Source organism: Streptomyces sp. NPDC002958 (assembly GCF_055563255.1).
The window spans coordinates 390930-417650 of sequence record NZ_JBVHDS010000002.1; the positions used below are offsets into that span (position 1 = coordinate 390930).

At 69.9% G+C, this 26721-nt stretch carries 26 protein-coding genes; 14 read left to right on the top strand and 12 right to left on the bottom strand.

Annotated elements, in window-relative coordinates:
- Nucleotides 1-50: 50 nt before the first annotated feature.
- Entirely contained in the window at nucleotides 51-695 is a 645-nt protein-coding gene (locus ACZ3IC_RS05205) for a DUF6230 family protein (RefSeq protein WP_467412760.1), read from the bottom strand.
- Nucleotides 696-1292: 597 nt separating this feature from the next.
- Complete coding sequence (locus tag ACZ3IC_RS05210; RefSeq protein WP_467412762.1) at nucleotides 1293-2273, bottom strand: tetratricopeptide repeat protein; 981 nt, start codon at nucleotides 2271-2273, stop codon at nucleotides 1293-1295.
- Nucleotides 2274-2666: 393 nt separating this feature from the next.
- On the opposite strand from ACZ3IC_RS05210, the gene ACZ3IC_RS05215 reads away from it, so the two are divergent.
- A complete protein-coding gene (locus ACZ3IC_RS05215; protein ID WP_467412764.1) occupies nucleotides 2667-3293 on the top strand; it encodes a TetR/AcrR family transcriptional regulator in 627 nt (208 codons plus the stop codon).
- Nucleotides 3294-3491: 198 nt separating this feature from the next.
- Here ACZ3IC_RS05215 and ACZ3IC_RS05220 read toward each other — a convergent pair whose 3' ends face one another.
- From ACZ3IC_RS05220 to ACZ3IC_RS05240, 5 genes are all read right to left on the bottom strand, one after another.
- Entirely contained in the window at nucleotides 3492-5192 is a 1701-nt protein-coding gene (locus tag ACZ3IC_RS05220) for an acyl-CoA mutase large subunit family protein (protein WP_467412766.1), read from the bottom strand.
- 110 nt (nucleotides 5193-5302) lie between these two features.
- Nucleotides 5303-5635: a DUF3817 domain-containing protein gene (locus ACZ3IC_RS05225; RefSeq protein ID WP_467412767.1), complete on the bottom strand. Its 333-nt coding sequence runs from the start codon at nucleotides 5633-5635 to the stop codon at nucleotides 5303-5305.
- Nucleotides 5636-5699: 64 nt separating this feature from the next.
- Nucleotides 5700-6209: a MarR family winged helix-turn-helix transcriptional regulator gene (locus ACZ3IC_RS05230; protein WP_467412768.1), complete on the bottom strand. Its 510-nt coding sequence runs from the start codon at nucleotides 6207-6209 to the stop codon at nucleotides 5700-5702.
- A 223-nt stretch (nucleotides 6210-6432) separates the two neighbouring features.
- Nucleotides 6433-6726 (bottom strand): MTH1187 family thiamine-binding protein, encoded by a 294-nt coding sequence (locus tag ACZ3IC_RS05235; RefSeq protein ID WP_014048385.1) that lies wholly within the window; start codon nucleotides 6724-6726, stop codon nucleotides 6433-6435.
- A complete protein-coding gene (locus tag ACZ3IC_RS05240; RefSeq protein WP_467412770.1) occupies nucleotides 6723-7073 on the bottom strand; it encodes a DUF3817 domain-containing protein in 351 nt (116 codons plus the stop codon). Before ACZ3IC_RS05240 ends, ACZ3IC_RS05235 begins: the two co-directional genes overlap by 4 nt.
- A 222-nt stretch (nucleotides 7074-7295) precedes the next feature.
- Here ACZ3IC_RS05240 and ACZ3IC_RS05245 point away from each other — a divergent pair, with 222 nt between their 5' ends.
- The 4 genes from ACZ3IC_RS05245 to ACZ3IC_RS05260 all read left to right on the top strand — a co-directional run bounded on the left by ACZ3IC_RS05245 (nucleotide 7296) and on the right by ACZ3IC_RS05260 (nucleotide 9941).
- On the top strand, nucleotides 7296-7928 hold the full coding sequence (locus ACZ3IC_RS05245; RefSeq protein ID WP_467413149.1) for an AIM24 family protein: 633 nt from the start codon (nucleotides 7296-7298) through the stop codon (nucleotides 7926-7928).
- Nucleotides 7928-8578: an AIM24 family protein gene (locus ACZ3IC_RS05250; protein WP_467412772.1), complete on the top strand. Its 651-nt coding sequence runs from the start codon at nucleotides 7928-7930 to the stop codon at nucleotides 8576-8578. Before ACZ3IC_RS05245 ends, ACZ3IC_RS05250 begins: the two co-directional genes overlap by 1 nt.
- Complete coding sequence (locus ACZ3IC_RS05255) at nucleotides 8575-9339, top strand: AIM24 family protein (protein ID WP_467412774.1); 765 nt, start codon at nucleotides 8575-8577, stop codon at nucleotides 9337-9339. Before ACZ3IC_RS05250 ends, ACZ3IC_RS05255 begins: the two co-directional genes overlap by 4 nt.
- Before the next feature lie 125 nt (nucleotides 9340-9464).
- Nucleotides 9465-9941, top strand: a complete 477-nt coding sequence (locus ACZ3IC_RS05260) for a MarR family winged helix-turn-helix transcriptional regulator (protein ID WP_467412775.1) — start codon at nucleotides 9465-9467, stop codon at nucleotides 9939-9941.
- An 18-nt stretch (nucleotides 9942-9959) separates the two neighbouring features.
- Here ACZ3IC_RS05260 and ACZ3IC_RS05265 read toward each other — a convergent pair whose 3' ends face one another.
- Nucleotides 9960-11495 (bottom strand): sensor histidine kinase, encoded by a 1536-nt coding sequence (locus ACZ3IC_RS05265; protein WP_467412776.1) that lies wholly within the window; start codon nucleotides 11493-11495, stop codon nucleotides 9960-9962.
- Nucleotides 11492-12151 carry a response regulator transcription factor gene (locus ACZ3IC_RS05270; RefSeq protein ID WP_467412778.1) on the bottom strand — a complete coding sequence of 220 codons (660 nt, stop codon included), beginning with the start codon at nucleotides 12149-12151 and terminating at the stop codon, nucleotides 11492-11494. Before ACZ3IC_RS05270 ends, ACZ3IC_RS05265 begins: the two co-directional genes overlap by 4 nt.
- A gap of 119 nt (nucleotides 12152-12270) precedes the next feature.
- On the opposite strand from ACZ3IC_RS05270, the gene ACZ3IC_RS05275 reads away from it, so the two are divergent.
- Nucleotides 12271-12885 (top strand): PepSY domain-containing protein, encoded by a 615-nt coding sequence (locus ACZ3IC_RS05275; RefSeq protein WP_467412779.1) that lies wholly within the window; start codon nucleotides 12271-12273, stop codon nucleotides 12883-12885.
- Between the two features lie 187 nt (nucleotides 12886-13072).
- Here ACZ3IC_RS05275 and meaB read toward each other — a convergent pair whose 3' ends face one another.
- Together meaB and ACZ3IC_RS05285 are read right to left on the bottom strand one after the other, a co-directional pair.
- On the bottom strand, nucleotides 13073-14029 hold the full coding sequence (gene meaB, locus ACZ3IC_RS05280; RefSeq protein WP_467412781.1) for a methylmalonyl Co-A mutase-associated GTPase MeaB: 957 nt from the start codon (nucleotides 14027-14029) through the stop codon (nucleotides 13073-13075).
- 62 nt (nucleotides 14030-14091) lie between these two features.
- Nucleotides 14092-15291, bottom strand: coding sequence for an acetyl-CoA C-acetyltransferase (locus ACZ3IC_RS05285; RefSeq protein WP_467412782.1), 1200 nt, complete (start codon nucleotides 15289-15291; stop codon nucleotides 14092-14094).
- Nucleotides 15292-15426: 135 nt separating this feature from the next.
- Here ACZ3IC_RS05285 and mce point away from each other — a divergent pair, with 135 nt between their 5' ends.
- From mce to ACZ3IC_RS05320, 7 genes are all read left to right on the top strand, one after another.
- On the top strand, nucleotides 15427-15855 hold the full coding sequence (gene mce / locus ACZ3IC_RS05290; RefSeq protein ID WP_467412785.1) for a methylmalonyl-CoA epimerase: 429 nt from the start codon (nucleotides 15427-15429) through the stop codon (nucleotides 15853-15855).
- Nucleotides 15856-16019: 164 nt separating this feature from the next.
- Complete coding sequence (gene scy / locus ACZ3IC_RS05295) at nucleotides 16020-19883, top strand: polarized growth protein Scy (protein WP_467412787.1); 3864 nt, start codon at nucleotides 16020-16022, stop codon at nucleotides 19881-19883.
- A 184-nt stretch (nucleotides 19884-20067) separates the two neighbouring features.
- Nucleotides 20068-21006: a cellulose-binding protein gene (locus ACZ3IC_RS05300; RefSeq protein WP_467412789.1), complete on the top strand. Its 939-nt coding sequence runs from the start codon at nucleotides 20068-20070 to the stop codon at nucleotides 21004-21006.
- Between the two features lie 86 nt (nucleotides 21007-21092).
- Nucleotides 21093-22088: an ABC transporter ATP-binding protein gene (locus ACZ3IC_RS05305; RefSeq protein WP_467412790.1), complete on the top strand. Its 996-nt coding sequence runs from the start codon at nucleotides 21093-21095 to the stop codon at nucleotides 22086-22088.
- Between the two features lie 5 nt (nucleotides 22089-22093).
- Entirely contained in the window at nucleotides 22094-22873 is a 780-nt protein-coding gene (locus tag ACZ3IC_RS05310; RefSeq protein WP_467412792.1) for an ABC transporter permease, read from the top strand.
- A gap of 112 nt (nucleotides 22874-22985) precedes the next feature.
- A complete protein-coding gene (locus ACZ3IC_RS05315) occupies nucleotides 22986-24197 on the top strand; it encodes an ABC transporter ATP-binding protein (protein WP_467412794.1) in 1212 nt (403 codons plus the stop codon).
- Nucleotides 24194-25063, top strand: a complete 870-nt coding sequence (locus ACZ3IC_RS05320; RefSeq protein ID WP_467412795.1) for an ABC transporter permease subunit — start codon at nucleotides 24194-24196, stop codon at nucleotides 25061-25063. Before ACZ3IC_RS05315 ends, ACZ3IC_RS05320 begins: the two co-directional genes overlap by 4 nt.
- Nucleotides 25064-25093: 30 nt before the next feature.
- Here the strand turns inward: ACZ3IC_RS05320 and ACZ3IC_RS05325 are convergent, their stop codons facing one another.
- Nucleotides 25094-25423, bottom strand: coding sequence for an ATP/GTP-binding protein (locus ACZ3IC_RS05325; protein WP_467412797.1), 330 nt, complete (start codon nucleotides 25421-25423; stop codon nucleotides 25094-25096).
- Nucleotides 25424-25633: 210 nt separating this feature from the next.
- Between ACZ3IC_RS05325 and ACZ3IC_RS05330 the strand changes: the two genes are divergently transcribed.
- Nucleotides 25634-26677, top strand: a complete 1044-nt coding sequence (locus tag ACZ3IC_RS05330) for an LLM class flavin-dependent oxidoreductase (RefSeq protein ID WP_467412798.1) — start codon at nucleotides 25634-25636, stop codon at nucleotides 26675-26677.
- Nucleotides 26678-26721: the final 44 nt, after the last annotated feature.

Below are 26721 nucleotides of genomic sequence, written 5' to 3' on the forward strand. Positions count from 1 at the left end.
GGTGGGCGGCCGGAGACCCCGAAGGGCGCCCCCGGCCACCCGGGCGAGTGCTAGTAGCACTCCTTGTCATCGCCGCTGTACAGCCGCAGGCTCAGGTTGCTGAGCTTGAAGGTGCCGGCGGTGGTCGCCCACGCCGTCTGCTTCACGTTCCTCAGCGTCGCCGTCTCGGCGCGCTGCGCGAAGCCGTTCGGGTTGACGGCCTTCTCGGTGCCGGGCTGGATGCCGGGCTTGCCGACGGAGCCGGCCGCCACACCGATGTCGATGTTCTCGAAGTACGCGTCGGCGTCGAGCTCGGCGACGTCCAGGTACAGATTGGTCGCCTTGACCGGCTTCTTCGGGTTCGTACCCGCCTTCAGCTGCAGCGTGACACTGCCGAGGCCGAACGGAAGGTTCGGAGTGACCACCGACTGGCACATGTTGGTGATCGTGGCGTCACTGAAGCCGGACACGGCCACGGCGTGCGCCGCGTCATTGCCCTTGAGGTCCTTGCCGGTGGCAACGCTTCCGTACTGGACGAAGTCGTGACCGACGAGCTTGTCGGCACGCACCTTGAAGCTCTGGCCGGACACGCTGAACGACGCCGCGAGGGCGCCCTGCGCCAGGCCGATGCCCACCGCTGCGGTCGCCGCCACGCTCGGCACCATGACCAGAGCGAAGCGCTTCCATCTCGTGCCGCCACGAACCTGGGAACTCATAATTTTCCTCCTTCTCGGACGTACATCTCCGGTCGGGTCTGGGCCCGTCCTGGGATGGGAGAAGTGCTACGTCCTCGGAAAGAGAGCGCCCGCGTACGGAGGCAGGAACCGCGTCCGAACCACCGGCGATCACCCCCGAGCGACAACCACTGGCCACGCATGCGCGCAACCTGTTCGGACAGGCCCTGCCGGACGACAGGAACCCCCCTGTCCGGGGTCGGCGCCACTGTCGCCGACCCACTCGGTGGGGACCCAACAGAGCCGCCGCGCCGACTGGCAGCCGGGCTGGCGCTATTGGACCGAGCGTCGCCGATCGTGGTGCATTCCCGCCCGCGGCACAAGGGGGTTCGTTACTCGCTAGTAACGGCCTGATAACCGATGCGCGACCGGGTGACACCACCCGGCCACACAGGGTGGCGCCGAACAGAAGGACGAAAGGGGGAATCGGTGTCCTTATGCGGACAGACCCCGAGAGGTGACTTACTGCGAGTAACAGGCCTTACCTTTATCAAGATTTGGTAAAGCGGAGCCTTCTCTTATCGCCTGCTCGCGAAAACGGCCGTGGCACCCCGGGGGTGCCACGGCCGCGTTGTCACATCAGAACAAGACCCGCGCCAGCGCCGTACGCGCGGCGCCGACCCGCGGATCGTCGGGGCCGATCACCTCGAACAGCTCCAGCAGCCGCACCCGCGCCGTGTCCCGGTCGTCGCCGAAAGTACGGCGCACCGTCTCGACGAGCCGCCCGAAGGCGTCCTCGACATGACCACCGACCAGATCCAGATCGGCGGCCGCGAGCTGCGCGGTGACATCGGCCGGGTTCTCCGCAGCCTCCTTGCGGACCTGCTGCGGGTCCAAGTCCTTGACCCGGGCGAGGAGTTCGGCCTGGGCGAGACCGAGGTTGGCCTCCGTGTTGGCCGGGTCGTCGGACAGGACGTTCTTGTACGCCTGGATGGCACCGGCGAAGTCACTGGCGTCCAGAGCCTGTACGGCCGCTTCGAGCAGGGCGTCGTACGGCCCGGCGGGCGCCTCGGAAGAGCCCTCGCCGGCTCCCTCGGCTGCGGCCGCGTCCTGGTCGACCACGATTCCGGTGAGCCCGAACCGCTCCTCGCCGACCTGGATCAGCTGGTCCAGCGTCTGCCGGATCTGGGCCTCGGGGGCCGCGCCCTGGAAGAGCGGGAGGGCCTGCCCGGCGACGACGGCGAAGACCGCCGGGATGCCCTGGATGCCGAACTGCTGCATCAGCATCTGGTTGGCATCGACATCGACCTTGGCCAGCACGAAGCGGCCGTTGTACTCATGGGCCAGGCGCTCCAGGAGCGGACCCAACTGCTTGCACGGCTCGCACCACTCGGCCCAGAAGTCGATAACGACCGGGACCTCGGCGGAGCGCTGGAGGACATCGCTCTCGAAGCCCGCCTCATCGACGTCGATCACCAGGGCGGACGGCGACACGGCACCGCCACCACCCTGCCGGGCGGCCTCGGCACGGGCCTGCTCCGCCTTCACCTTGGCCTCGCCGGCCGCCTTCACCGCGGCAAGGTCGACGACGCCGCTCATGGACATGTTCCTAGGCTGCATACGTACATCCTCCCCCCTTGGCCCGCCGATACGGAAAGCAATGCGGGAACCGGATAGGTCCGCGGCCCCGGCCGGCGTGTGGGGCGGGCGGACAGACACGGTCCCGGGCCCCGCGAAGGACCCCGGAAGGGGCCGAAAAGACCCCGTGGGCTTCGGAAAGACCTGGTTCGGCAGCCGGACCCCCGCCCAGTGCCGGTGCGGCTCCGGGTCCCCACCCGGCGCCTGTGGCTGTCGCTCGTTCGTGGCGCGAGACGCGGCGTCCTGGCCGCCTTCCTTACGCTACGACCCGTAGCGTAACTGCCGACGGATTGTCCCGGACAGGTGATCCCAGTGATCTGTCTCACGGGACACCGGGACCGTTCGATTCTTGCTACTGGCCGGTATGGTCACCGCATGCTGAGCCACAGCGCCCAATCCCCCTCCCGGACAGGACGTCCGCGCAGTACCGCGGCCGATGCCGCGATCCTCGAAGCGACCCGGGCGTCCCTGGTCGATCTCGGCTGGTCGAAGCTGACCATGGGCGATGTGGCGACCCGGGCGGGGGTCGCGAAGACGACCCTCTATCGGCGCTGGGCGGGCAAGAACGAGCTGGTCGTGGACGCGGTCGCGGCCCTCTTCGACGAGTTGGAGCTCCCCGACCGGGGCAGCCTGGCGGCCGATGTGCAGGGCGTCGTGCTCCAGTTCGCCGCGCTGCTGGAGCGGCCGGAGACCCGGACCGCGCTGATGGCGGTGGTCGCGGAGTCCACCCGGGACGATTCGCTTCGGCTGCGGATCCGGTCGGCCATCGTGGACCGCCAGAAGCGCCTGGTCGTCCTCGGCCGGGAACGCGCCCAGGCCCGCGGCGAGCTGCCGTACGAGGACGATGCCGAGACGGCGGCCCACAACGCGGACCTGATCTTCGATGTGATCGCCGGTGCCGTGGTGCACCGGACACTGGTGAGCGCCGAGCCGGTGGACGCCGAGTGGGCGCGCAGCTTCACCTCTCTGCTGCTGCTCGGGCTGGTCGGCGCTCAGAGCTGACAGCGCCTGTCTTCGACCGCTTCCACCGGGCCGACGCGGCCTGTGCACTGCCGGGCTCGGGGCCGACCATGGCCCGGCAGGCCGTCCGGGCCACGGCGCGGACCTGACGGTACGGGCGGCGCCGGGCGGCGAAGCGCTGTGCACGCTGACATTCGAGGGCGGGGACCCGCCGGGCGGCGGGCCCCTCCCCCGCGCCCGTCAGAAGCCGGGCGGCTCCGTGTAGGTGCCCCACTCGTCGCGCAGGACCCCGCAGATCTCACCGAGCGTCGCCTCGGCCCGTACCGCGTCGAGCATCGGCCCGATCATGTTGGAGCCGTCGCGGGCGGCGGCCAGCATCGCTTCCAGCGCCGACTTGACCCGTGCGTCGTCGCGGGCGTCCTTGCGGCTGCCGAGCACCCGGACCTGCTCGCGCTCGACCTCGTGGCTGACCCGCAGGATCTCCAGGTCGCCGGTGACCGAGCCGTGGTGGACATTGACGCCGACGACGCGCTTGTCACCCTTCTCCAGCGACTGCTGGTACCGGAAGGCGGACTCGGCGATCTCGCCGGTGAACCAGCCGTCCTCGATGCCGCGCAGGATGCCGGAGGTGATGGGCCCGATGGGGTGCTGCCCGTCCGGGTGGGCCCGGGTGCCGCGTTCCTTGATCTGGTCGAAGATCTTCTCGGCGTCGGCCTCGATCCGGTCGGTGAGCTGCTCGACGTACCAGGAACCGCCCAGCGGGTCGGCCACATTGGCGACGCCGGTCTCCTCCATCAGCACCTGCTGGGTGCGCAGCGCGATCTCGGCGGCCTGCTCGGAGGGGAGCGCGAGGGTCTCGTCGAGGGCGTTGGTGTGCAGCGAGTTGGTGCCGCCGAGGACCGCGGAGAGCGCCTCGACCGCGGTCCGTACGACGTTGTTGTACGGCTGCTGGGCGGTGAGCGAGACACCGGCGGTCTGGGTGTGGAAGCGGAGCCACTGCGCCTTGTCGGTCTTGGCGCCGTACGTCTCCTTCATCCAGCGGGCCCAGATCCGGCGGGCCGCGCGGAACTTGGCGATCTCCTCGAAGAAGTCGAGGTGCGCGTCGAAGAAGAACGAGAGACCGGGCGCGAAGGTGTCGACGTCCAGCCCGCGGGAAAGGCCGAGCTCCACGTAACCGAAGCCGTCGGCGAGGGTGTACGCGAGCTCCTGCGCGGCCGTCGCCCCGGCCTCGCGGATGTGGTAGCCGGAGACGGAGAGCGGCTTGTAGGCGGGGATGTCGCGGGCGCAGTGCTCCATCAGGTCACCGATGAGGCGCAGATGGGGCTCGGGCTGGAAGAGCCACTCCTTCTGCGCGATGTACTCCTTGAAGATGTCGGTCTGGAGCGTGCCGTTGAGCACGCCCGGGTCGACGCCCTGGCGCTCGGCGGCGACCAGGTACATGCAGAAGACGGGGACGGCGGGTCCGCTGATCGTCATGGACGTCGTGACGTCGCCGAGCGGGATGTCCTTGAAGAGGACCTCCATGTCGGCGGCGGAGTCGATGGCCACGCCGCAGTGCCCGACCTCGCCGAGCGAGCGGGGGTCGTCGGAGTCGCGGCCCATCAGCGTCGGCATGTCGAAGGCGACACTGAGCCCGCCGCCGCCCGCGGCGAGGATCATCTTGTAGCGCTCGTTGGTCTGCTCGGCGTTGCCGAAGCCGGCGAACTGGCGGATGGTCCAGGTCCGGCCGCGGTAGCCGGTCGGGTAGAGCCCCCGGGTGAAGGGGTACTCACCGGGCCAGCCGATCCGCTCGAATCCCTCGTACGTGTCCCCGGGGCGGGGGCCGTACGCGGGTTCCACGGGATCTCCGGAGAGTGTGGTGAAGTCCGCGTCACGCTTGCGGGCCTTGTCGTAACGGGCCTGCCAGCGGCGGCGGCCTTCCTCGATCGCGTCAGCGTCCATACCATCGAATTTACTAGGACGTCCTAGTAAATGTCGATGGCAAACCGCCCGGTGCTTTGCACGGGGCGGTTCGGATGGTGCGGTGCGGGCCGGGCCCGGGCCCGGGTGGTTCAGGCCTTGACGGTCGCGGGTGAGCCGTCGGCGACCAGCGGCTCGACCTCGCGGACGACCTTGCGCTCGACGAAGAACGCAGCCGTCGGGATGGTGCCGGAGATCAGCACCCAGAGCAGCTTGCCCACCGGCCACTTCGCCTTGGAGCCCAGGTCGAAGGCGAAGATCAGGTAGATGATGTAGAGCACACCGTGGACCTGAGAGACGACGAGCGTCAGATCCTTGCCCATGTCGAAGCCGTACTTGAAGATCATGCAGGTGCAGAGCACCAGCAACATGACTGCGGTGACGTAGGCCATCACCCGGTACCGGGTCAGCACACTGCGTTTCATGGAATGGAGCGTAACCGGACGCCTGGGTGGATCTTGCAGCGGGCCGGGCCCTCGAAATGTTGTCCTACGCCTCGTCGAAATCCTGGGCCGCGATCCGCAGCGGCCGCAACATGGCGAAGATCTCCGCGCACTCCTCGGCGTCGTACGCCCCGAGCCCGAACTCCATGTCGACCAGGTCCTTGGTCGCCGCCTCGACGACCTCGCGGCCCTTGTCGGTGATGGAGGCCAGGGTTCCGCGGCCGTCGTTCGGGTTGGGACGCTTGGCGACCAGGCCGGAGCGCACCAGCCGGTCCACGGTGTTCGTGACGGAGGTGGGGTGGACCATGAGCCGCTCACCGATCTTGGACATCGCCAGCTCACCGGCCCTGGAGAAGGTGAGCAGCACCAGTGCCTCGTACCGCGCGAAGGTCAGTCCGTACGGCTTGACGACCGCGTCGACCTCGGCGAGCAGAATCTGCTGCGCGCGCATGATCGAGGTGATCGCCGCCATCGAGGGCACCGGGCCCCAGCGCTGCTGCCAGAGTTCGTCGGCGCGGGCGATGGGATCGAAGGGAAGACTGAGCGGCTTCGGCACGCCATCGACCTTACCCACTGGTCATATGCTGGTCAGCCTTGTCTCGAACTTCGGTCCGAATATGGTCGATGGGTGCGGTTCTCCCGGCTTCCGGCTGTACGAGCGGACCCGCTCGGGATCGCTCCGGCCGTGCCGGCGCGAGGAGAGCAGGAATGACAGGAACGGGGCGAGCCCCCGGCCGGGTGGGCCGGGGGCTCGTCGGGGCGCGTAGACGGACAGGGTGTCAGTCCGCGAGGTACCGCTCGACCGTTTCGACCTTGGAGGTCAGACCGTCCGTGACACCGGGGCGGATGTCGGCCTTCAGTACGAGGGAGACACGTCCGGCGCGGGCCTCGACGGCGGCGACGGCCCGCTTGACGACGTCCATGACCTCGTCCCACTCACCCTCGACAGAGGTGAACATGGCGTCCGTACGGTTGGGCAGCCCGGACTCGCGGACGACCCGGACGGCGTCGGCGACGTACTCGCCGACGTCCTCGCCGACACCCAGCGGACTGACCGAGAACGCGACGATCACGCGCTGACCACGCCTTCCCGGCGGGCGCGTGCGGCGATGACGCCGTCGGCCTCGTAGCGCTTGAGCACCTTGTCGCCATACAGCCCGCCGAACGGCAGCAGCGCGAGCAGGAAGAAGAACGCGATGCGCTTCAGCGGCCACTTGGTCTTGGACCAGACGTCGAGCAGCAGGACGGAGTAGATCACGAAGAGCACGCCGTGCAGGATGCCGAGCGGCATCATCAGGAAGTCGATGTCCGAGACCCGGCTGAGGACCGAGCCAAAGATGAGCAGTGCCGGGAAGGAGAGCGCCTCGGGAATCGAGATGAGGCGCAGCCGGTGCAGGGCGGTAGCGGTCTTGATGTCCACGAGGGCACCTTCGGTGGGAGGATCGTGACGGCTTGTGAATGCAGGCACAAGCGCAACCCATTGTGGCATCGGCACGGACGGCGTCCGGCGCCGGGGCCCGTATCTCGTCCCGATTGCCTACGGGGCCGTACCGGATGCGTATCAGAGGCGGTTCAGGGTGCAGGTTCCTCCCTGGGGCCCTGTCCCGGGGAGGAACCTGCCGATACCGTCGTTGGCGTGGCAATGTTCCGACTCCAAGGCAGCAGAACGCTCGCCGTCGACCTGACCGGCGACGCAGTCAAGGCGAAGAACGGCTCGATGGTCGCGTACGACGGCCGGATGTCGTTCAAGAAGATGACCGGTGGCGGTGACGGCCTGCGCGGCATGGTGACCCGTCGGCTGACCGGCGAGCAGATGACCGTGATGGAGGTGACCGGGCAGGGCACCTGCTACTTCGCGGACCGCGCGAGCGAGATCAGCCTCGTCTCCCTGGGCGGCGAGAAGCTCTGCGTCGAGGCGAGCAATCTGCTCTGCACCGACGCCGGGCTCCGCACCGGCACCACTTTCACCGGCCTGCGCGGCGGCGCGACGGGCCACGGCCTGTTCACGACCACCGTCGAGGGCACGGGTCAGGCGGCGATCATGTCGGACGGTCCGGCCGTGGCACTGCGGGTCTCGGCCCAGTACCCGCTGTTCGTCGACCCCGGTGCCTACATCGCCCATCAGGGCAATCTGCGGCAGCACTTCCAGTCCGGGGTGAACTTCCGGACACTGACGGGCGAGGGCTCGGGCGAGTCCTTCCAGATCCGGTTCGAGGGCGAGGGACTCGTCTACGTCCAGCCGAGCGAGCGGAACACCATCGGGGGCGACGTCTGATGCCGTTCCGTGAGATCAACTCGAAGATGATCGAGGCGACGGTCCTCCCGGGCCAGAAGATGTACAGCCAGCGCGGTGCGATGCTCGCCTACCGCGGCGAGGTGTCGTTCACACCGAACATCCAGGGCGGCCAGGGCGGTGTGATGTCGATGATCGGTCGCCGGGTGGCCGATGAGGCGACCCCGCTGATGACCGTCGAGGGCAGTGGCACGGTGATGTTCGGCCACGGCGGCCATCACATCCAGGTGATCAACCTGTCCGGCGACACCCTGTACGTGGAGGCCGACCGGTTGCTCGCCTTCGACGGGACGCTGGAGCAGGGCACGATGTTCATGGGCTCGCAGGGCGGAGTGATGGGCATGGTGCGCGGTCAGGTGACCGGGCAGGGCCTGTTCACCACCACACTCAAGGGTCATGGCGCGGTCGCGGTGATGGCACACGGAGGGGTGATCGAGCTGCCGATCACGCCGGGCCGCGCGGTGCATGTGGACCCGCAGGCCTATGTCGCGCACCACGGCGACGTACGCAACAAGCTCTCCACCGCGCTCGGCTGGCGCGACATGGTGGGGCGCGGCTCCGGCGAGGCGTTCCAGCTGGAGCTGAGCGGCAGCGGCGCGGTGTACGTCCAGGCCTCGGAGGAGAAACTGTGAGCACGCCCGTGGTCTTCGACCCGATGACGCTGCCGTCGGACGACAACGTCAACGCGTACACCTTCTGTGTGGAACTCAAGGGGAGCCAGTGGTTCCTGCAGAAGGGCAAGATGATCGCCTATTACGGGCGGATCGAGTTCAACGGCATCGGCCACGGCCGTTTCGAGCGGTTGATCCGTACAAGCTTCCACTCGCCGCTGCACGCGAGCGACTGGGTGGTGGCCGAGGGCAGCGGCAAGATGCTGCTCGCAGACCGGGCCTTCGACGTGAACTCGTACGACCTGGAGGACGGGAACCTGACGATCCGGTCGGGCAATCTCCTCGCGTACCAGCCGACGCTGGCACTCAAGCAGTCCATCGTGCCCGGCTTCCTGACACTGATCGGTACGGGGAAATTCGTGGCCGCGTCCAACGGTCCGGTGGTCTTCATGGAGCCGCCGCTGCGGGTCGATCCGCAGGCCCTGGTGGGCTGGGCGGACTGCCCCTCGCCGTGCCACCACTACGACCACGGCTATATGACGGGCGTGATGGGCGGTCTGCGGTCGCTGACCGGGATCGGTGGTACGTCGGGGGAGGAGCACCAGTTCGAGTTCGTCGGGGCCGGTACGGTGCTGCTCCAGTCGACCGAGATCCTGATGCCCGAACAGCCGGCGGGGGCGACGCCCACGCAGGCCGGGGTGCCCGGTGGTGCGGGTCAACCTGGCTCCTCGCCCCGTCTGCCCGGTCAGCTCGGGGACCTCCAGCGCCGCTTCGGTTTGTGAACGGTAGTCTGCGGAGTGTGACGTCGAACGTCCGCATCCCGCGCCCGAGCCCGTCTCCGGGCGGGTGCCGGGCGTCACATCCCTTCACTTCGTCCGGCTTTCAACTTCTTAGGTAGAATCCACATATGGAGACCGAGACGGCCACCCGCTGGCTGAACGACGCGGAGCAGTGCGCCTGGCGCACCCACCTGGACGTCAGCAGGCTGCTGATGCATCAGCTGGAGAAGGACCTCCAGCCGTTCGGCCTGACCAACAATGACTACGAGATCCTGGTCAACCTCTCGGAGTCGGACGACCAGCGCATGCGGATGAGCGACCTCGCCGCCGCGACGCTGCAGTCCAAGAGCAGGCTCTCGCACCAGATCACCCGCATGGAGAGCGCGGGGCTGGTCCGCAGGGAGAACTGCGAGTCCGACCGGCGCGGTTTGTACGCGGTCCTCACCGAGGACGGCGCCGAGACGATGCGAAAGGTGGCGCCGCACCACGTGGCGTCGGTGCGCAAGCACTTCATGGACCTGTTGACGCCGAAGGCACTGGCGGACCTGCACGCGGCGCTGGCCCCGGTCGCGGATCATCTGCGGGGGCGCCGCGGCAAGCTGTGACCTACGACGGGGCGGCGTTCAGCCGGCGTTCGGCAGCCACAGCTCGAACCGTGCGCCGCCCTCGTCCGCACTGTCCACCGTCAGTCGGCCACCGTGCCGGGCGGCGACGTCACGGGCGATGGCCAGCCCCAGACCGGCGCCTCCCTCGTCCCGCGTACGGGCGTCGTCGAGACGTACGAAGCGTTCGAAGATCCGCTCGCGCTCGTCCGGTGGAACCCCTGCCCCGTCGTCGGTGACCGCGACGACCACGCCGCCCCGTTCCCCACGCACCGAGACCGCCACCGCACGCTCCGCGTGACGCTCGGCATTGTCCAGCAGATTGCCGATCACCCGCGCCAACTGCCCCCGCGAACCGGTCACTTCGAACACACCGGAGTCCGGCACGGACACCGCCACCGGAACCCGGTCGCCGGTGCGCTGCGAGACCTCCTCATGGACCAGGGCGCCCACATCAAGCAGGGCACGGCCCGGCCGCTCCCCCGCGTCCAGCCGGGCCAGCAGCAGCAGATCGGCCGCCAGCGCCTGAAGTCGTACGGTGTCGGCGACCGCGCCCGGCACGTCCAGCAGCTCCGGATGCGCGGCGCCCACCTCCAGCTGGGTGCGCAGGGAGGCGATCGGGCTGCGCAGTTCGTGCGAGGCATCGGCCACGAAGCGCCGCTGCCGTTCCACCGACGCCTCCAGGGCCGTCAGGGTCTCGTTGGTGGTATGGGCCAGCCGGGCGATCTCGTCGCGCGAATCGGGCTCCGGAACCCGCCTGCTCAGATCCTCGGACGCGGTGATCGCGGCCATCTCGCGCCGGATGCCCTCGACCGGGCGCAGCGCCCGCCGGGTCACCAGCCAAGTCACCCCGGCGACGACGAGCAGCAGCACCGGCAGCCCGATCATCATCGCCCTGCGCACCGTGCCCACGGCCTCCTGCTCGGCGGCCAGCGGGGCGCCCGCGTGGACGGTGAGGGTCACCCCGGCGGAGGTGGTCGCCCGGACGGACGCGAAGCGGTAGTCGGCCGTGTCGTCGTCGACGGTCGCGGTGCCGTTGCTGAAGTCCGGTTCGCCGGAGTCGACTTCACCGCGGCGGGGGATGCTGCGGTCGTCGTCGTCCTCGTCGTTCGCGTCATCGTTCGCGTCATCGTTCGCGTCGTCGTTCGCGTCGTCGTTCGCGTTGTTGTTCGCGTTGTTGTTCGCGTTGTCGTCGCTCCCGTCACCGCCGTCGCCGTTGCTCCGGGACTCCCCGGCGGCCGGTGACGGGGCCGGCGTGACCTGCTCCGTACCGGTGCCGGAAATCGCCTTCAGGTCCTTGGAGACGGCCACCACTCGCCCGCCCTCGTCGGTCACCTGGACCGGGTGGTCCTCCTCGTCGCGCATCTCCAGCCGGTCGTACGGCACATCGAGGGCCAGCTGCCCTGCCACCTCACGGGCCGCCACCTCGGCCTGCAGCCCCGCCTGCTCGGTGAGGTTGGCGCGCAGGAGGAGGAGTACGGCGAGCCCGGCCCCGACCAGCGCGAGGGCGACCACCACCGTGGCACCGAGTGCGGCCCTGGCCCGCACCGATCTCACAGCGCCTCCAGCCGGTATCCGGCACCGCGCACCGTACGGATGGCGGGTGCGCCGATCTTGCGCCGCAGCGCGCTCACATACACCTCGACGATGTTCGGGTCGCCGTCGTAGGCGAAGTCCCACACGTGTTCAAGGATGTCCGCCTTGCTCACCACCTGCCCGGCCCGCAGCACAAGCTGTTCCAGCACCGCGAACTCCTTGGCGGTGAGGGTGATTTCGGCCGCGCCGCGGTGGACACGGCGGGCGGCGGTGTCCATGCGCAGGGAGCCGACGGTGACCACCGGCGAGGCGGAGCCCCCGCCGCGGCGCAGCAGCGCCCGGATCCTGGCTACCAGCACGACGTACGAGAAGGGCTTGGTCAGGTAGTCGTCGGCCCCGGTGTCGAGGCCCTCCGCCTCGTCGTACTCCCCGTCCTTCGCCGTCAGCATCAGGATCGGCATCTCATGGCCGGCGGCGCGCAGGGCGGCACAGACCCGGTAGCCGTTCATCCCGGGCAGCATGATGTCGAGGACGACGAGGTCGTACGCCCCCTCGGCGGCCAGGTGCAGCCCTTCGAGACCGTCGTGCACGACGTCCACGGCGAAGCCCTCGGCGGTGAGTCCCCCGGCCAGGGACATCGCCAGCCGCTTCTCGTCCTCCACGATCAACAGGCGCATACTCACAGAATCGCAAACCGAACCTGAAGACGGCTTCAGGTGGCTTCAGGCTGCGTTCAGCATCACCTTGGCAGTGTGGACCGTATCGAAACCGGCCACCCGATCAGGGAGGAACCCTCATGAAGCGCAGGATCGCCATCGCCGCCGTCACCGCGGCCGTGCTCGCCGGCGGCACAGCCGCCACGGCCGTCGCCCTCACGGACGACGACAGCCACGACCGCGACACCAGGAGCAGCGCGGCGAGCGGCAGCACCACTGCCCGCGTCGGCGTCGGGGACGCGACCGCGGCCGCCGTCAGGGCCGTCCCGGGCACGGTCACCGAGGCCGAACTGGACGTCGAGGACGGCAGGCAGGTCTGGGAACTCGATGTGTACGGCTCCGACAAGGTCTGGCACGACGTGACGGTGGACGCGGGCAACGGCAAGGTGCTCGGCAAGCACGTCTCCGACGACAACGACGACGATCGCGACCGGCATGCGCCCAGGTCTGCCCCCGTCTCGCTGGACGCGGCGGTCGGCGCCGCGCTCAAGGCGACGCCCGGGACCGTGACGTCGATCGAACTGGACGACAGCGATGGCCGGAGCGGCGGGGCACTGCGCTGGGAAATCGACGTCCGGGGCAAGGACGGCAAGCAGCACGAGCTGAACGTCGACGCCAAGACAGCGAAGGTCACGGCGGACCGGTCGGACGACGGCCATGACCGTCATGACGATGACCACGGGGACGACGGCTGAGGGCCTGTCGGGTGACCTCCGCTGGGATGGCAGACGCGGTCCGGTGCGAGCGATTCCGAGGCGGAGGAGGGAGTCGACGCGAAGGGGGGTCCCCTCCATAGCCTTCAAGGCGCCTTCAAGGCTATGGGGGAGTTGGTGACCGACGACAACGCGGGAAGCGTGCGTGCCCCCGACCCGTCCGGCCGGGTCAGGCCCCGGTGAGTCCTGCCACGAGCTCGTCCGCCGCCGCGTACGGATCGAGGCTCCCCGCCACGATGCGTTCGGCGAGCGCGCCGATGTGGCGGTCGCCGTGCAGATCGCCGATGCGCTCACGCAGCCGGGTGACGGCGATCGTCTCGACCTCGTGGGCCGCACGGGCCAGGCGCCGCTCGGCGAGCACTCCGTGCTCCTCCATCCACGCCCGGTGCTTCTCCAGCGCCTCGACGACCTCGTCGATCCCCTCGGCCCGGGCGGCGACCGTCTTCACGATCGGTGGCCGCCAGTCGCCGGGTCCGCGGGACTCGCCGAGGCCCAACATGTGGTTGAGCTCGCGCGCGGTGGCGTCCGCACCGTCCCGGTCGGCCTTGTTGACGACGTACACATCGCCGATCTCCAGGATTCCGGCCTTCGCCGCCTGGATGCCGTCGCCCATGCCGGGCGCCAGCAGGACGACGGAGGTGTCGGCCTGGGAGGCGATCTCCACCTCCGACTGGCCGACGCCGACCGTCTCCACGAGGATCACTTCGCAGCCCGCCCCGTCCAGCACCCGGATCGCCTGCGGTGCCGACCAGGCGAGACCGCCCAGATGTCCGCGGGTGGCCATGGAGCGGATGTAGACGCCCGGGTCGGAGGCATGCTCCGACATCCGGACCCGGTCGCCGAGGAGCGCGCCGCCGGAGAACGGCGAGGACGGGTCGACGGCCAGGACACCGACCCGCTTGCCGGCCCGCCGGTACGCCGAGACCAGCGCCGACGTCGATGTCGACTTGCCGACACCGGGTGAGCCGGTCAGGCCGACGACGTACGCGTTGCCCGTCAGCGGCGCCAGGGCCGCCATCACCTCGCGCAGCTGCGGCGATGCCCCCTCCACCAGGGAGATGAGCCGGGCCACGGCCCGGGGCCGGCCCGCACGGGCCTGCTCGACCAGGGTGGGGACGTCCACCATCACCGCTCCGTTCACTCGCTGCGTGCTCTACGTGTACTACGTACGGCTTATCCGGGCCGTTCCTACCGGGGGACGCGGATGATCAGCGCGTCGCCCTGACCGCCGCCGCCGCACAGTGCCGCCGCACCGGTGCCGCCGCCGCGGCGCTTCAGCTCCAGCGCCAGGTGCAGCACCACACGGGCGCCGGACATGCCGATCGGGTGACCCAGCGCGATGGCACCGCCGTTGACGTTCACCTTGTCCGGGGTGACGCCGAGGTCCTTCATCGACTGGACGGCGACCGCGGCGAACGCCTCGTTGATCTCGATGAGGTCGAGGTCCGCGACCTCCAGGCCTTCCTTCTTCAGGGCGTGCTCGATGGCGTTGGACGGCTGCGACTGGAGCGAGTTGTCCGGGCCCGCCACATTGCCGTGGGCGCCGATCTCGGCGATCCAGTCCAGGCCCAGCTCCTCGGCCTTCGCCTTGCTCATGACGACGACCGCGGCGGCGCCGTCGGAGATCTGCGAGGAGGTTCCCGCGGTGATCGTGCCGTCCTTGGTGAAGGCCGGGCGCAGCTTGCCGAGGGACTCCGCGGTCGTCTCCGGGCGGATGCCCTCGTCCTTGGAGAAGAGGACCGGGCCGCCCTTGCGCTGCGGGATCTCGACCGGGGTGATCTCGGCCTCGAAGATGCCGTTCTTCTGGGCGGCGGCAGCGCGCTGGTGGGAGAGGGCGCCGATCTCGTCCTGCTCGGCGCGGTTCAGCCCGAGGCGGGTGTTGTGATTCTCGGTGGATTCACCCATCGGGATGTTCTCGTAGGCGTCGGTCAGACCGTCGTACGCCATGGAGTCGAGCATCTCGATCGCGCCGTACTTGTAGCCCTCGCGGGACTTCGGGAGCAGGTGCGGGGCATTCGTCATGGACTCCTGGCCGCCGGCGACGACGACGTCGAACTCACCCGCGCGGATGAGCTGGTCGGCGAGCGCGATCGCGTCGAGCCCGGACAGACACACCTTGTTGATGTTGAGCGCGGGGACGTTCAACGGGATGCCCGCCTTGACCGCGGCCTGGCGTGCCGGCATCTGGCCTGCTCCGGCCTGCAGCACCTGGCCCATGATCACGTACTCGACCTGGTCGCCGCCGATGCCGGCCCGCTCCAGTGCGGCCTTGATGGCGAAGCCGCCGAGTTCGGCCCCGGAGAAGCTCTTCAGCGAGCCGAGGAGGCGGCCCATGGGCGTACGCGCGCCCGCGACGATCACTGAGGTGGTACCAGTCGTTCCTGACATGAGCCGCAGCCCCTTGGGATTAGGAGTGAACGAGGGTTTACATGAATGTACTGAGCGGTACCTCGCCCGTCATCCGGCAGCGGGTGTGATCGCGCGCACGTTGCGTAACCATCGGTGTCGCGCTGCACTGGTTTCATGCTGACGCGAATCGACCACATCGGGATCGCCTGTTTCGACCTCGACAGGACTGTCGAGTTCTACCGCTCGACCTACGGGTTCGAGGTGTACCACTCCGAGATCAACGAGGAGCAGGGCGTACGGGAGGCCATGCTCAAGATCAACGATACGTCCGACGGCGGTGCTTCCTACCTCCAGCTCCTGGAGCCGACCCGGGAGGACTCGGCCGTGGGCAAGTGGCTGGCAAAGAACGGGGAAGGTGTCCACCACATCGCCTTCGGCACCGCGGACGTCGACGCCGACGCGGCGGACATCCGGGAGAAGGGCGTCAAGGTGCTGTACGACGAGCCCAGGACCGGATCGATGGGGTCCCGGATCACCTTCCTTCACCCCAAGGACTGCCACGGTGTCCTCACCGAACTGGTCACGTCCGCAGCGGAGCACTGACCTCCGGATACCTGGCCCGGTAGAGTGGGCTGTTCCGGGCCGGGGCCGGGTCGGGGCCGCGCAGCGTCCCCAGCCGTTGATCTGCCACCATTCCCCGGGGGACCGTTCGCCGGCGAACGGTACTCGTTGGAGAGTTGCGACCAGGGGACGGATGGGACCGCGCAGTGCGGGGCTACGAACGCCAGGAGAGCCACCGAGCTGAAGACGACCATCTCTCACGGTTCGAAGCCAAGATGGACCGGCTGAAGACCGACCGGGAGAAGGCCGTCCAGCACGCCGAGGACCTCGGTTACCAGGTCGAGGTCTTGCGCGCCAAGCTGCATGAGGCTCGGCGCAATCTCGCGACCCGTCCCGCCTACGACAGCGCGGACATCGGCTACCAGGCCGATCAGTTGCTCCGTAATGCCCAGATCCAGGCCGACCAGCTGCGGACCGACGCCGAGCGGGAGCTGCGTGACGCCCGTGCGCAGACGCAGCGGATCCTGCAGGAGCACGCCGAGCACCAGGCGCGGCTCCAGGCCGAGCTGCACAACGAGGCCGTGCAGCGGCGCCAGCAGCTCGACCAGGAGCTGGCCGAGCGCCGCCAGACCGTCGAGTCCCATGTCAACGAGAACGTCGCCTGGGCCGAGCAGCTCAGGGCCAGGACCGAGTCCCAGGCGCGCAGGCTGCTGGAGGAGTCCAGGGCCGAGGCCGAGCAGTCGCTGGCGGCCGCGCGCGGCGAGGCGGGCCGACTCGCGGACGAGACCCGGCAGCGACTCGGTGCCGAGGCGGAGTCGGCCCGTGCCGAGGCCGAGGCGATCCTGCTGCGCGCCCGCAAGGACGCCGAACGGCTGCTGAACGCCGCCTCCAGCCAGGCGCAGGAGGCCACCAGCCACGCCGAGCAGCTGCGCACGTCGACGACGGCGGAGGCCGAGCAGACCCGGCAGCAGACCGCCGAGCTGAACCGGGCCGCCGAGCAGCGCATGCAGGAGGCCGAGACACGGCTGCGCGAGGCCCGCCTGGAGGCCGAGAAGGTCACTGCCGAGGCGAAGGAGGCCGCCGTCAAGCGGCTGGCCGCCGCCGAGTCGCAGAACGAGCAGCGCACCCGTACCGCCAAGTCGGAGATCGCCCGGCTGGTCGGCGAGGCCACCAAGGACGCCGAGACCCTCAAGGCGGAGGCCGAGCAGGCGCTCGCCGATGCCCGTGCCGAGGCGGACCGGCTGAAGTCCGAGGCGTCCGAGAAGGCCCGCACGGCGGCCGCCGAGGACACCGCGGCCCAGCTGGCCAAGGCCGCCAGGGCCGCCGAGGAGGTGCTGACCAAGGCGTCCGAGGACGCGCGGTCCACCACCAGGGCGGCGGGCGAGGAGGCCGACCGGATCCGCCGCGAGGCGGAGGCCGAGGCGGACCGGCTGCGCGGCGAGGCCGCCGAGCAGGCCGATCAGCTCAAGGGCGCGGCCAAGGACGACACCAAGGAGTACCGGGCCAAGACGGTCGAGCTGCAGGAGGAGGCGCGCAGGCTGCGCGGCGAGGCCGAGCAGCTGCGCTCCGAGGCGGTCGCCGAGGGCGAGCGGATCCGTGGCGAGGCCCGCCGCGAGGCCGTCCAGCAGATCGAGGAGGGCGCGAAGACCGCCGAGGAGCTGCTGTCCAAGGCGAAGGCGGACGCCGAGGAGCTGCGTGCCACGGCGGGCACGGAGAGCGAGCGGGTCCGTACCGAAGCTGCCGAGCGGGCCGGCGCACTGCGCAAGCAGGCGGAGGAGGCCCTGGAGCGGGCCCGCGCCGAGGCCGAGCAGCTGCGTGCCGAGTCCGAGGAACAGGCCGGTTCCACCACCACCGCGGCCGAGCGGGCGGCGGCGGAGCTGCGCGAGGAGACCGCGCGCGCGGTCGCGGCCCGGCAGGCGGAGGCGGCCGACGAGCTGGCCCGGCTGCACGCCGAGGCCGAGACCAGGGTCTCCACCGCCGAGCAGGCGCTCACGGACGCGCGCGCCGAGGCGGAGCGCATCCGGCGCGAGACGAACGAGGAGTCCGAGCGGCTGCGCACGGAGGCCGCCGAGCGGCTGCGGGCGCTGCGGGAGCAGGCGGAGACCGAGGCGGAGCGGCTCCGCGACGAGGCCGCGGCGGATGCGTCGAAGTCGCGTGCGGAGGGCGAGTCCGCAGCCGTACGGCTGCGCAGCGAGGCTGCCGCCGAGGCGGAGCGGCTCAAGAGCGAAGCTCAGGAGAGCGCCGACCGGGTGCGGTCCGAGGCCGCTGCCGCCGCCGAGCGGGTGGCCACGGAGGCCGCCGAGGCACTGGCCGCCGCGCAGGAGGAGGCGAACCGCCGCCGCCGGGAGGCCGAGGAGACCCTCGACGCGGCGCGCACCGAGGCGAACCAGGAGCGCGAGCGGGCCCGTGAGCAGAGCGAGGAGCTCCTCGCCTCCGCCCGCAAGCGGGTCGAGCAGGCACAGGCCGAGGCCCAGCGCCTGGTCGAGGAGGCGGACAGCCGGGCGGCCGAGCTGGTCTCCGCGGCCGAGCAGACCGCCCAGCAAGTGCGGGATTCGGTCAGCGGGCTGCAGGAGCAGGCCGAGGCGGAGATCGCCGGACTGCGCTCCACCGCCGAGCATGTCGCGGAGCGGACGAAGTCCGAGGCGCAGGAGGAGGCGGACCGGGTCCGCGCCGACGCGCACGCGGAGCGGGATCGGGCCGGCGAGGACGCGAGCCGGATCCGCCAGGAGGCGCGGGAGGAGTCCGAGGCCGCTAAGGCGATGGCCGAGCGGACCGTGTCCGATGCGATCAACGAGTCGGAGCGGCTGCGCGCGGACACCGCGGAGTACAGCCAGCGGATGCGTACCGAGGCCTCCGACGCGCTGGCCTCGGCCGAGCAGGACGCGGCACGCAGCCGGGCCGAGGCCCGCGAGGACGCCAACCGGATGCGTTCCGATGCCGCGGCCCAGGCCGACCGGCTGGTGGGCGAGGCGACGAGCGAGGCCGAGCGGATCCGTACGGAGTCGGCGCAGCAGGCCACCCAGCTGGTCGACGAGGCGACGCAGCGGTCCACCCAGCTCGTCGACGAGGCGAAGCAGCAGGCGGACCGGCTGACGGGCGAGGCCACGGACGAGGCCGAGCAGATGCGTGCGGAAGCGGCGGCCACCATCGGCTCCGCGCGGGAGCACGCGGCCCGTACCCACGAGGAGTCGGAGCGGGTACGCGCCGACGCGGAGGCGGCGGCCGAGCAGATGCGCTCGGAGGCCCGTCAGGAATCGGACCGGCTGCTCGACGAAGCGCGGGAGGCCGCTGCGAAGCGCCGTGCCGATGCCGCCGAGCAGGCGGACCAGCTCATCAACAAGGCCCAGGAGGAGGCGCTGCGCGCCGCCACCGAGGCTGAGGAGCAGGCCGACACGATGGTCGGCGCGGCCCGCAAGGAGGCCGTGCGGATCACCTCGGAGGCGACCGTCGAGGGCAACTCCCTGGTGGAGCGCGCCCGTACGGACGCGGACGAGCTGCTCGTCGGCGCGCGCCGGGACGCCACGGCCATCCGGGAGCGTGCCGAGGAGCTCAGGACCCGGCTCGAGGGCGAGATCCAGGAGCTGCACGACCGGGCCCGCCGGGAGACCTCCGAGCAGATGAAGACCACGGGCGAGCGCGTCGACAACCTGATGAAGGCGGCGACCGAGCAGCGCGACCAGGCGGCGGCCAAGGCCAAGGAGCTGCTGGCGGAGGCGAATTCGGAGGCGAGCAAGGTCCGCATCGCGGCGGTGAAGCGGGCCGAGTCGCTGCTGAAGGAGGCCGAGCAGAAGAAGGCCACGCTGATCCGTGAGGCCGAGAAGCTGCGGGCCGACGCCGAGACCGAGGCCAAGCGCACGGTGGACGAGGGCAAGCGCGAACTCGATCTGCTGGTGCGTCGGCGCGAGGACATCAACACCGAAATCTCCCGTGTCCAGGACGTGCTGGAGGCGTTGGAGTCGTTCGAGACGCCGACGGGCGGCGGCAAGGGCGCGGGCGGCGGCTCCACCAATGGCGTCAAGGCCGGGGCCGCGGCGGGCACTCGATCGAGTGGCAAGTCGTCCGAGGGGTAGTCACCCTGCCATCTCCCGTGCTTCGTCAAGGACGTTCAACCCTCGGAGTGGCAAGAGTTGCGCAGGTCAGCCACTCAAAAGGGGTGTCATTCTCCAGACCAAACGGGCATCCACTCGATGACACGCCGCTTCGGCCCCTAGGATTCCCCCTAACACCTCACCGGTCTCATTCGACAGGAACCCCATGAGCGACCCTTCCTCCCCCTTCGGCTTCGAGCTCGTGCGACGTGGATACGACCGCGGTCAGGTGGATGACCGCATTACCAAGCTCGTCGCCGACCGTGACAGTGCCCTCACCCGCATCACGTCTCTGGAAAAGCGCATCGAGGAGCTCCACCTCGAAACGCAGAACGCCCAGGCCCAGGTGAGCGACGCGGAGCCGTCGTACGCCGGTCTCGGCGCGCGCGTGGAGAAGATTCTCCGCCTGGCCGAGGAGGAGGCGAAGGACCTGCGTGAGGAGGCCCGTCGCGCCGCCGAGCAGCACCGTGAGCTCGCCGAGTCGGCCGCCCAGCAGGTGCGCAACGACGCCGAGTCGTTCGCCGCCGAGCGCAAGGCGAAGGCCGAGGACGAGGGCGTCCGTATCGTCGAGAAGGCCAAGGGTGAGGCCACCTCGCTGCGCGCCGACGCCCAGAAGGACGCGTCGCAGAAGCGCGAGGAGGCGGACGCCCTCTTCGAGGAGACCCGTGCCAAGGCCGCCCAGGCCGCCGCGGACTTCGAGACCAACCTGGCCAAGCGCCGCGACCAGTCGGAGCGCGACCTGGCGTCCCGTCAGGCCAAGGCCGAGAAGCGCCTCGCCGAGATCGAGCACCGCGCCGAGCAGCTCCGTCTGGAGGCCGAGAAGCTCCGTACGGACGCCGAGCGCCGGGCCCGTCAGACGGTGGAGACCGCGCAGCGCCAGTCCGAGGACATCGTGGCCGACGCGAACGCGAAGGCCGACCGGATCCGCAGCGAGTCGGAGCGCGAGCTGGCGGCGCTCACCAACCGCCGCGACTCGATCAACGCTCAGCTGACCAACGTCCGCGAGATGCTGGCGACGCTGACCGGTGCCGCGGTGGCAGCCGCCGGCTCCCCCGCCGACGACGAGCCGGTCACCCGCGGCGTCCCGGCTCAGCAGACCCGCTGACCCCGGAGTACCGCAGCTGTACTACTTGCGCGCCCGGTTCCACCCCTGTGGTGGCGCCGGGCGCGCGGCCGTTCTAGCGTGAACGCATGATCGAGCTTGAAGGGCTCACCAAGCACTTTGGCAACAAGGTTGCCGTCGACCGGCTTTCGTGCCAGGTCAATCCTGGAATGGTGACGGGCTTTCTGGGCCCCAACGGGGCGGGCAAATCCACGACGATGCGGATGATGCTCGATCTGGACAACCCGACCAGCGGTTCGGTGCGTATCAACGGCAAGCACTACCGCGACCTGGAAGAACCTCTCAAGTACATCGGGGCACTGCTGGACGCCAAGTCGATGCACGGCGGGCGCAGCGCGTACAACAATCTGCTCTGCCTCGCGCAGAGCAATCGCATCCCGAAGAGCCGGGTCGCGGAGGTTCTGGACACCGTCGGTCTGAGCGCGGTGGCGAGGAAGAAGTCGAAGGGTTTCTCCCTCGGCATGAGCCAGCGGCTCGGCATCGCGGCGGCGCTGCTCGGCGACCCGCAGGTGCTGCTCTTCGACGAGCCCGTCAACGGTCTCGACCCCGAGGGCATTCACTGGATCCGCAAGATGATGAAGGCGCTCGCCGCGGAAGGCCGGACGATCTTCGTCTCCTCGCATCTGATGAGCGAAATGGCACTCACCGCGGACCACTTGATCGTGATCGGTCAGGGCCGGCTGCTGGCCGACACCTCGATGGCCGACTTCATCCACCAGAACTCCCGCAGTTACGTACGGCTGCGCTCCCCGCAGCAGGAGCGGCTGCGCGATGTGCTGCACGAGGCGGGCATGGTCGTGGTCGAGACGGGGAGCGGCACGCTGGAGATCGACGGCGCCACCACCGAGGCGCTGGGCGAGCTCGCCGCCCGGCATCAGATCGTGCTGCACGAGCTGAGCTCCCAGCGGGCCTCCCTGGAGGAAGCGTTCATGCAGATGACGGCGGATTCCGTGGAGTATCACGCCCACTCGGAGCGCGGTGGGGCACCACCACCGCCCGTGGGCCCGCGCTGGGGCGCTCAGTACGACCGGCAGACCGCCTCCGGCACCGGCAAGGGGGCGTGACGACGATGGCATCGGTACCCGCGGTCCTGACCTCCGAGTGGACCAAGATCCGTACGGTCTCCTCGACCGTCTGGACCCTGATTTCCGCGTTCGTCGTCACCGTCGCGATGAGCGCGGCGCTCTGTGCCCTGATGAACGCCCAGTTCGACGACCTCCCCGCGGTGGAGAGGGCCATCTTCGACCCCACCCTCATCAGCTTCTCCGGCATGGTCCTCGGCCAGCTCGCCATGGTCGTCTTCGGTGTGCTGGTGGTCGGCACGGAGTACAGCTCGGGCATGATCCGTACCTCGCTGGCCGCCGTGCCGCAGCGCGGTTCGTTCCTGTTCAGCAAGGTCGCGGTGGCCGGTGTGCTGGCCCTGGTGGTCGGCATCGCCACCAGCTTCGTCTCGTTCTTCCTCGGGCAGGCACTCCTCGGCGATCACCGCACGGACATCGGCGCGGACCATGTCCTGCGCGCGGTCGTCGGCGGCGGCATCTACATGGGTCTGATCGGGATCTTCTCCATGGGTGTGGCGACGATGCTGCGCAGCTCCACGCTGTCGCTCGGCATCCTGATGCCGTTCTTCTTCCTGGTCTCCCAGATCCTGTCGGCGGTCCCGGGCACGAAGAAGGTCGCCCGCTACTTCCCCGACCAGGCCGGATCCAAGATCATGCAGGTGGTTCCCGACGCCATGAACGGCAACCCGGCTCCGTACGGGCCGTGGGGTGGGCTCGGGATTCTGGTCGCCTGGGTGGCGGCCGCGCTGGTGGGCGGGTATCTCGTACTGAAGAAGCGGGACGCATGACCTAACCCTTGGCCGGAACCGTCAAGGCCTGGATATCCTCCTAACCCTTACGGGGGTGTGCGGCCGGACGGCCCGGGCCCCGACGACGGACAGAAGTCGATGGGGCTGGAGCATGATCGAGGCAGTCGGCCTGACGAAGCGCTACGGCGCGAAGACAGCCGTGTACAACCTTTCCTTCCAGGTGCGGCCGGGCGCCGTCACCGGATTCCTCGGTCCCAACGGGTCGGGCAAGTCCACCACCATGCGCATGATGCTGGGCCTGGACCGGCCGACTTCCGGTCATGTCACGATCGGCGGCCACCCCTTCCGCAGTCTGCCGAACGCTCCGCGGCAGGTGGGTGCGCTGCTGGACGCGAAGGCGGTGCACGGCGGGCGCAGCGCCCGTAACCACCTCCTCTCGCTCGCCCAGCTGGCCGGCATCCCGGCCGCCCGGGTCGACGAGGTGCTCGGAGTCGTCGGACTGCACGATGTCGCGCGGAAGCGGTCCAAGGGCTTCTCGCTCGGTATGGGCCAGCGGCTCGGCATCGCGGCGGCGCTGCTCGGCGACCCGCAGGTGCTGCTCTTCGACGAGCCCGTCAACGGTCTCGACCCCGAGGGCATCCTCTGGGTCCGCAATCTGATGAAGATGCTGGCGTCGGAGGGCCGTACGGTCTTCGTCTCCAGCCATCTGATGAGCGAGATGGCACTCACCGCCGACCATCTGATCGTGATCGGCCGCGGACAACTGCTCGCCGACATGAGCGTCAAGGACTTCATCTCCGCCAACTCGGCCGACTTCGCCCGGGTACGGATCGCGGACGGTGTGCCGGAGCAGCGGGAGAAACTGACCGCCTCGCTCACCGAGGCGGGCGGCCAGGTCATGTCGGAGCCGGACGGGGCCCTGCGGGTCACCGGACTGCGGCTGCCCCGGATCAGCGATCTGGCGCACGAGTCCGACGTGCGGCTGTGGGAGCTCTCGCCGCACCAGGCCTCGCTGGAGGAGGCGTACATGCGGATGACGCAGGGCGTCGTGGACTACCGCTCGACGGCGGACCAGAAGGCCGGGCTGCAGCAGCCGGTGCACGGTGGGTACGGACAGCAGCCCGGTTACGGGCCACCGCAGCAGCCGGTCCCGGAAATGCCGCAGCAGAGCTGGTACGCCCCGCCGCCGCCCGGACGGAACCCGTACACGGAAACCCCGGCGACCCCCGCCACCCCGGCTGAGAAAGCCCCGGCGGCCCCTGCCGCCCCGGCCACGGAAGCCCCCGCCGCCCCGACCCCGTCCGAACCCGCCGCAGCCCCCGCAGACCTGACCGAGCGCGAGACCAGCGAGGACGCCCGATGACGACACCGCCGACCCCGCAGGCGCCGTACCAGCAGGCCCCGGCCCCGCAGCAGAGCCGGCAGGGCGCATCGGCCGGGCTCTACGCCTCGCCGATCCCGCTGCGCCGCGCCACCCTCGGCAATGCCCTCGCCTCCGAGTGGACCAAGATCCGTTCGGTGCGCTCCACGATGTGGACGCTCGGCATCATGATCGTGCTGCTGATCGGCCTGGGTCTGCTGGTGGCGGCGATCATGAACACGGCCGACACCGACATCGGCGAGGTCCCGGTACTCAGCTTCGGCTTCTTCGGTGTGCTGCTCGGCTCGATCTGTGTCATCACGCTCGGCGTGATGACCATCGCCTCCGAGTACGGCACCGGCATGATCCGTACGACGCTGACGGCCTGCCCCAGCCGTGCGCGGGTGCTGAGCGCGAAGGCGATCGTCTTCTTCCTGCTCACCTTCGTCATCACGACCGTGACGACCGCGCTGGTCGGCGCCTTGCAGACGGCCATCCTGGACGGCGCGGCGCCCACCGGTGACGACTGGCTGCGCGCCACGGTCGGCGTCGGCCTCTACATGGCGACGCTGGGACTGCTCTCGCTCGCGGTCGGCGCTCTCATCCGGCACTCCGCGGGTGCGATCACGATCATGATCGGGGTGGTGCTGCTGCCGCTCGTGCTGGCCATCTTCATGTTCGCGCAGTCGCTCGCCGACCTGCAGGAAGCGCTCTTCGAGTACTCGATCCCCAGTCAGCTCAGCGCGTTCTACGACACTTCGGTCACCGGGGCGGGACCGTCCGGCTGGGAGCCGCTGTGGATCATGCTCGGCGTCACGGCCGTGGCCATGGCCGGCGCCTATCTGTCGCTGGAGAACCGCGACGCCTGACCACTCGTCGGCGAGGCCGGTCGCCGGGGCTCAGTAGCGAGGCGCGTTCCTGGACCGCTGCACCTGCGTGGTGCGGCGGTCCTTCGCGTTCCAGCACGCCTTGTGCCAGTGCCTGCGGTCGTCGATCCCGCCGTACTCGGACCAGGCCACCAGGTGCGGGACACCCGACGGGATCTCCTGGTCGCAGCCGGGGCAGCGGTACCGCTTGCCGACCGCGCTCGCGCCGCTCACCGGGCGGACCGACCACTCCTCCCCCCGCCACTCCTCCGTGCGTCCACCGCCGCCGTAACGGGCCCCCGGCTCCGCTGCGCTGTCGTGGGGACTCTCGCCGCCTCGGGGGCGGTTGCGGCGCGGGGACACGTGACACCTCACAGGGCAGGCCGGGCAGTTCCCGTCCAGCGTAGGGCCATTCGGACGAGGCGGTCGTCCCGTGCCTCGCGGGCCGGCGCCCTGGAGGGGGTGAGTTACCGGAAAATCGCAACAACTTGCCTCCGGACCGTGCCTTTGGCACGTGTCAGACGTTGTCCCCGGCAGGGGAGAGCCGCGTCGGCCGCAAGGAGGCAATTGGCGATGCGTGTGGGAACGTTCGTACTGGCAGCCCAGTTTCCGGGTCAGGGACCGGGAGAAGCTCTGCATCGCGCGATCCGGTCCACCGAGGTCGCGGAGGAATCCGGGCTCGACTCGGTCTGGCTGGCAGAACATCATTTCGTGCCGTACGGGGTCTGCCCGTCCGCCGTCACCCTGGCCGCGCTGCTGCTCGGCCGCACCCGGAGAATCCAGGTGGGTACGGCGGTGAGCGTGCTGCCGACCCAGCATCCGGTCGCACTGGGCGAGCAGGCCGCGCTGCTGCATCTCACCAGCGGCGGCAGATTCAGCCTGGGCGTCGGCCGGGGCGGCCCCTGGGTGGATCTGGAGGTGTTCGGAGGGGGCCTGGAGGCATACGAGAAGGGGTTCCCGGAGTCCTTGGAGCTGCTGCTCGACTGGCTGGGCAAGCCACGGGTGGCGGGAAACGGGGAGCGGTACGGCTTCCGCGAGGTGGCGGTGGTTCCCCGGGCCGACGAGCTGCTCGACAAGGACGGCAGCGCGAACCCCGGCGGCCCCGAGGTGATCGTCGCGTGCACCTCGCCGAAGTCGGTGAGGCTCGCCGCGGAGAACGGACTGCCGATGCTGCTCGGGATGCACTGCGGGGACGAGGAGAAGGCCGAGATGGTCGCCCTGTGGCGCTCCAGCGCCCTTGCCGCGGGCCGCTCGCCCGAGAGCGTCCGGGAGGCCGGACATGTGTCCGCAGGGGTGGCCCAGATCGCCGACCGTGCCGAGGACGCCGTGGAGACGCTCGTGAAGGCGATGCCCGGCTGGCTGCGACAGGGCTTGGACGCCCATGTGACGGTCGACGGCCGGCACCGGGTGATGCGCGACCCGGTCGCCTATACGGAGCTGCTGTGCGGCCTTCATCCGGTGGGGCCGCCCCGGCTCGCGGCCGACCGGCTCGCCGCCACCACCGAGCGGACCGGCATCAGCCGCTTCGCGCTCCTGGTGGAGGGTTCGGGAGATCTGGCGTCCACGGAGGAGAACGTAGCGCGGCTGGGCACCGAAGTTCTGCCGCTGCTCACATAAGAAGTCGTAAGAGGTACGGGGGCTGCCGCCCCGGAGCCAGTTGC

Excerpts from the sequence above, each read along its gene's own strand:
- ACZ3IC_RS05205 (WP_467412760.1), bottom strand. The coding sequence starts at position 695 with ATGAGTTCCCAGGTTCGTGGCGGCACGAGATGGAAGCGCTTCGCTCTG.
- ACZ3IC_RS05210 (WP_467412762.1), bottom strand. The coding sequence starts at position 2,273 with ATGCAGCCTAGGAACATGTCCATGAGCGGCGTCGTCGACCTTGCCGCG.
- ACZ3IC_RS05215 (WP_467412764.1), top strand. The coding sequence starts at position 2,667 with ATGCTGAGCCACAGCGCCCAATCCCCCTCCCGGACAGGACGTCCGCGC.
- ACZ3IC_RS05220 (WP_467412766.1), bottom strand. The coding sequence starts at position 5,192 with ATGGACGCTGACGCGATCGAGGAAGGCCGCCGCCGCTGGCAGGCCCGT.
- ACZ3IC_RS05225 (WP_467412767.1), bottom strand. The coding sequence starts at position 5,635 with ATGAAACGCAGTGTGCTGACCCGGTACCGGGTGATGGCCTACGTCACC.
- ACZ3IC_RS05245 (WP_467413149.1), top strand. The coding sequence starts at position 7,296 with ATGTTCCGACTCCAAGGCAGCAGAACGCTCGCCGTCGACCTGACCGGC.
- ACZ3IC_RS05250 (WP_467412772.1), top strand. The coding sequence starts at position 7,928 with ATGCCGTTCCGTGAGATCAACTCGAAGATGATCGAGGCGACGGTCCTC.
- ACZ3IC_RS05260 (WP_467412775.1), top strand. The coding sequence starts at position 9,465 with ATGGAGACCGAGACGGCCACCCGCTGGCTGAACGACGCGGAGCAGTGC.
- ACZ3IC_RS05270 (WP_467412778.1), bottom strand. The coding sequence starts at position 12,151 with ATGCGCCTGTTGATCGTGGAGGACGAGAAGCGGCTGGCGATGTCCCTG.
- ACZ3IC_RS05275 (WP_467412779.1), top strand. The coding sequence starts at position 12,271 with ATGAAGCGCAGGATCGCCATCGCCGCCGTCACCGCGGCCGTGCTCGCC.
- meaB (WP_467412781.1), bottom strand. The coding sequence starts at position 14,029 with ATGGTGGACGTCCCCACCCTGGTCGAGCAGGCCCGTGCGGGCCGGCCC.
- ACZ3IC_RS05285 (WP_467412782.1), bottom strand. The coding sequence starts at position 15,291 with ATGTCAGGAACGACTGGTACCACCTCAGTGATCGTCGCGGGCGCGCGT.
- mce (WP_467412785.1), top strand. The coding sequence starts at position 15,427 with ATGCTGACGCGAATCGACCACATCGGGATCGCCTGTTTCGACCTCGAC.
- ACZ3IC_RS05300 (WP_467412789.1), top strand. The coding sequence starts at position 20,068 with ATGAGCGACCCTTCCTCCCCCTTCGGCTTCGAGCTCGTGCGACGTGGA.
- ACZ3IC_RS05305 (WP_467412790.1), top strand. The coding sequence starts at position 21,093 with ATGATCGAGCTTGAAGGGCTCACCAAGCACTTTGGCAACAAGGTTGCC.
- ACZ3IC_RS05310 (WP_467412792.1), top strand. The coding sequence starts at position 22,094 with ATGGCATCGGTACCCGCGGTCCTGACCTCCGAGTGGACCAAGATCCGT.
- ACZ3IC_RS05315 (WP_467412794.1), top strand. The coding sequence starts at position 22,986 with ATGATCGAGGCAGTCGGCCTGACGAAGCGCTACGGCGCGAAGACAGCC.
- ACZ3IC_RS05320 (WP_467412795.1), top strand. The coding sequence starts at position 24,194 with ATGACGACACCGCCGACCCCGCAGGCGCCGTACCAGCAGGCCCCGGCC.
- ACZ3IC_RS05330 (WP_467412798.1), top strand. The coding sequence starts at position 25,634 with ATGCGTGTGGGAACGTTCGTACTGGCAGCCCAGTTTCCGGGTCAGGGA.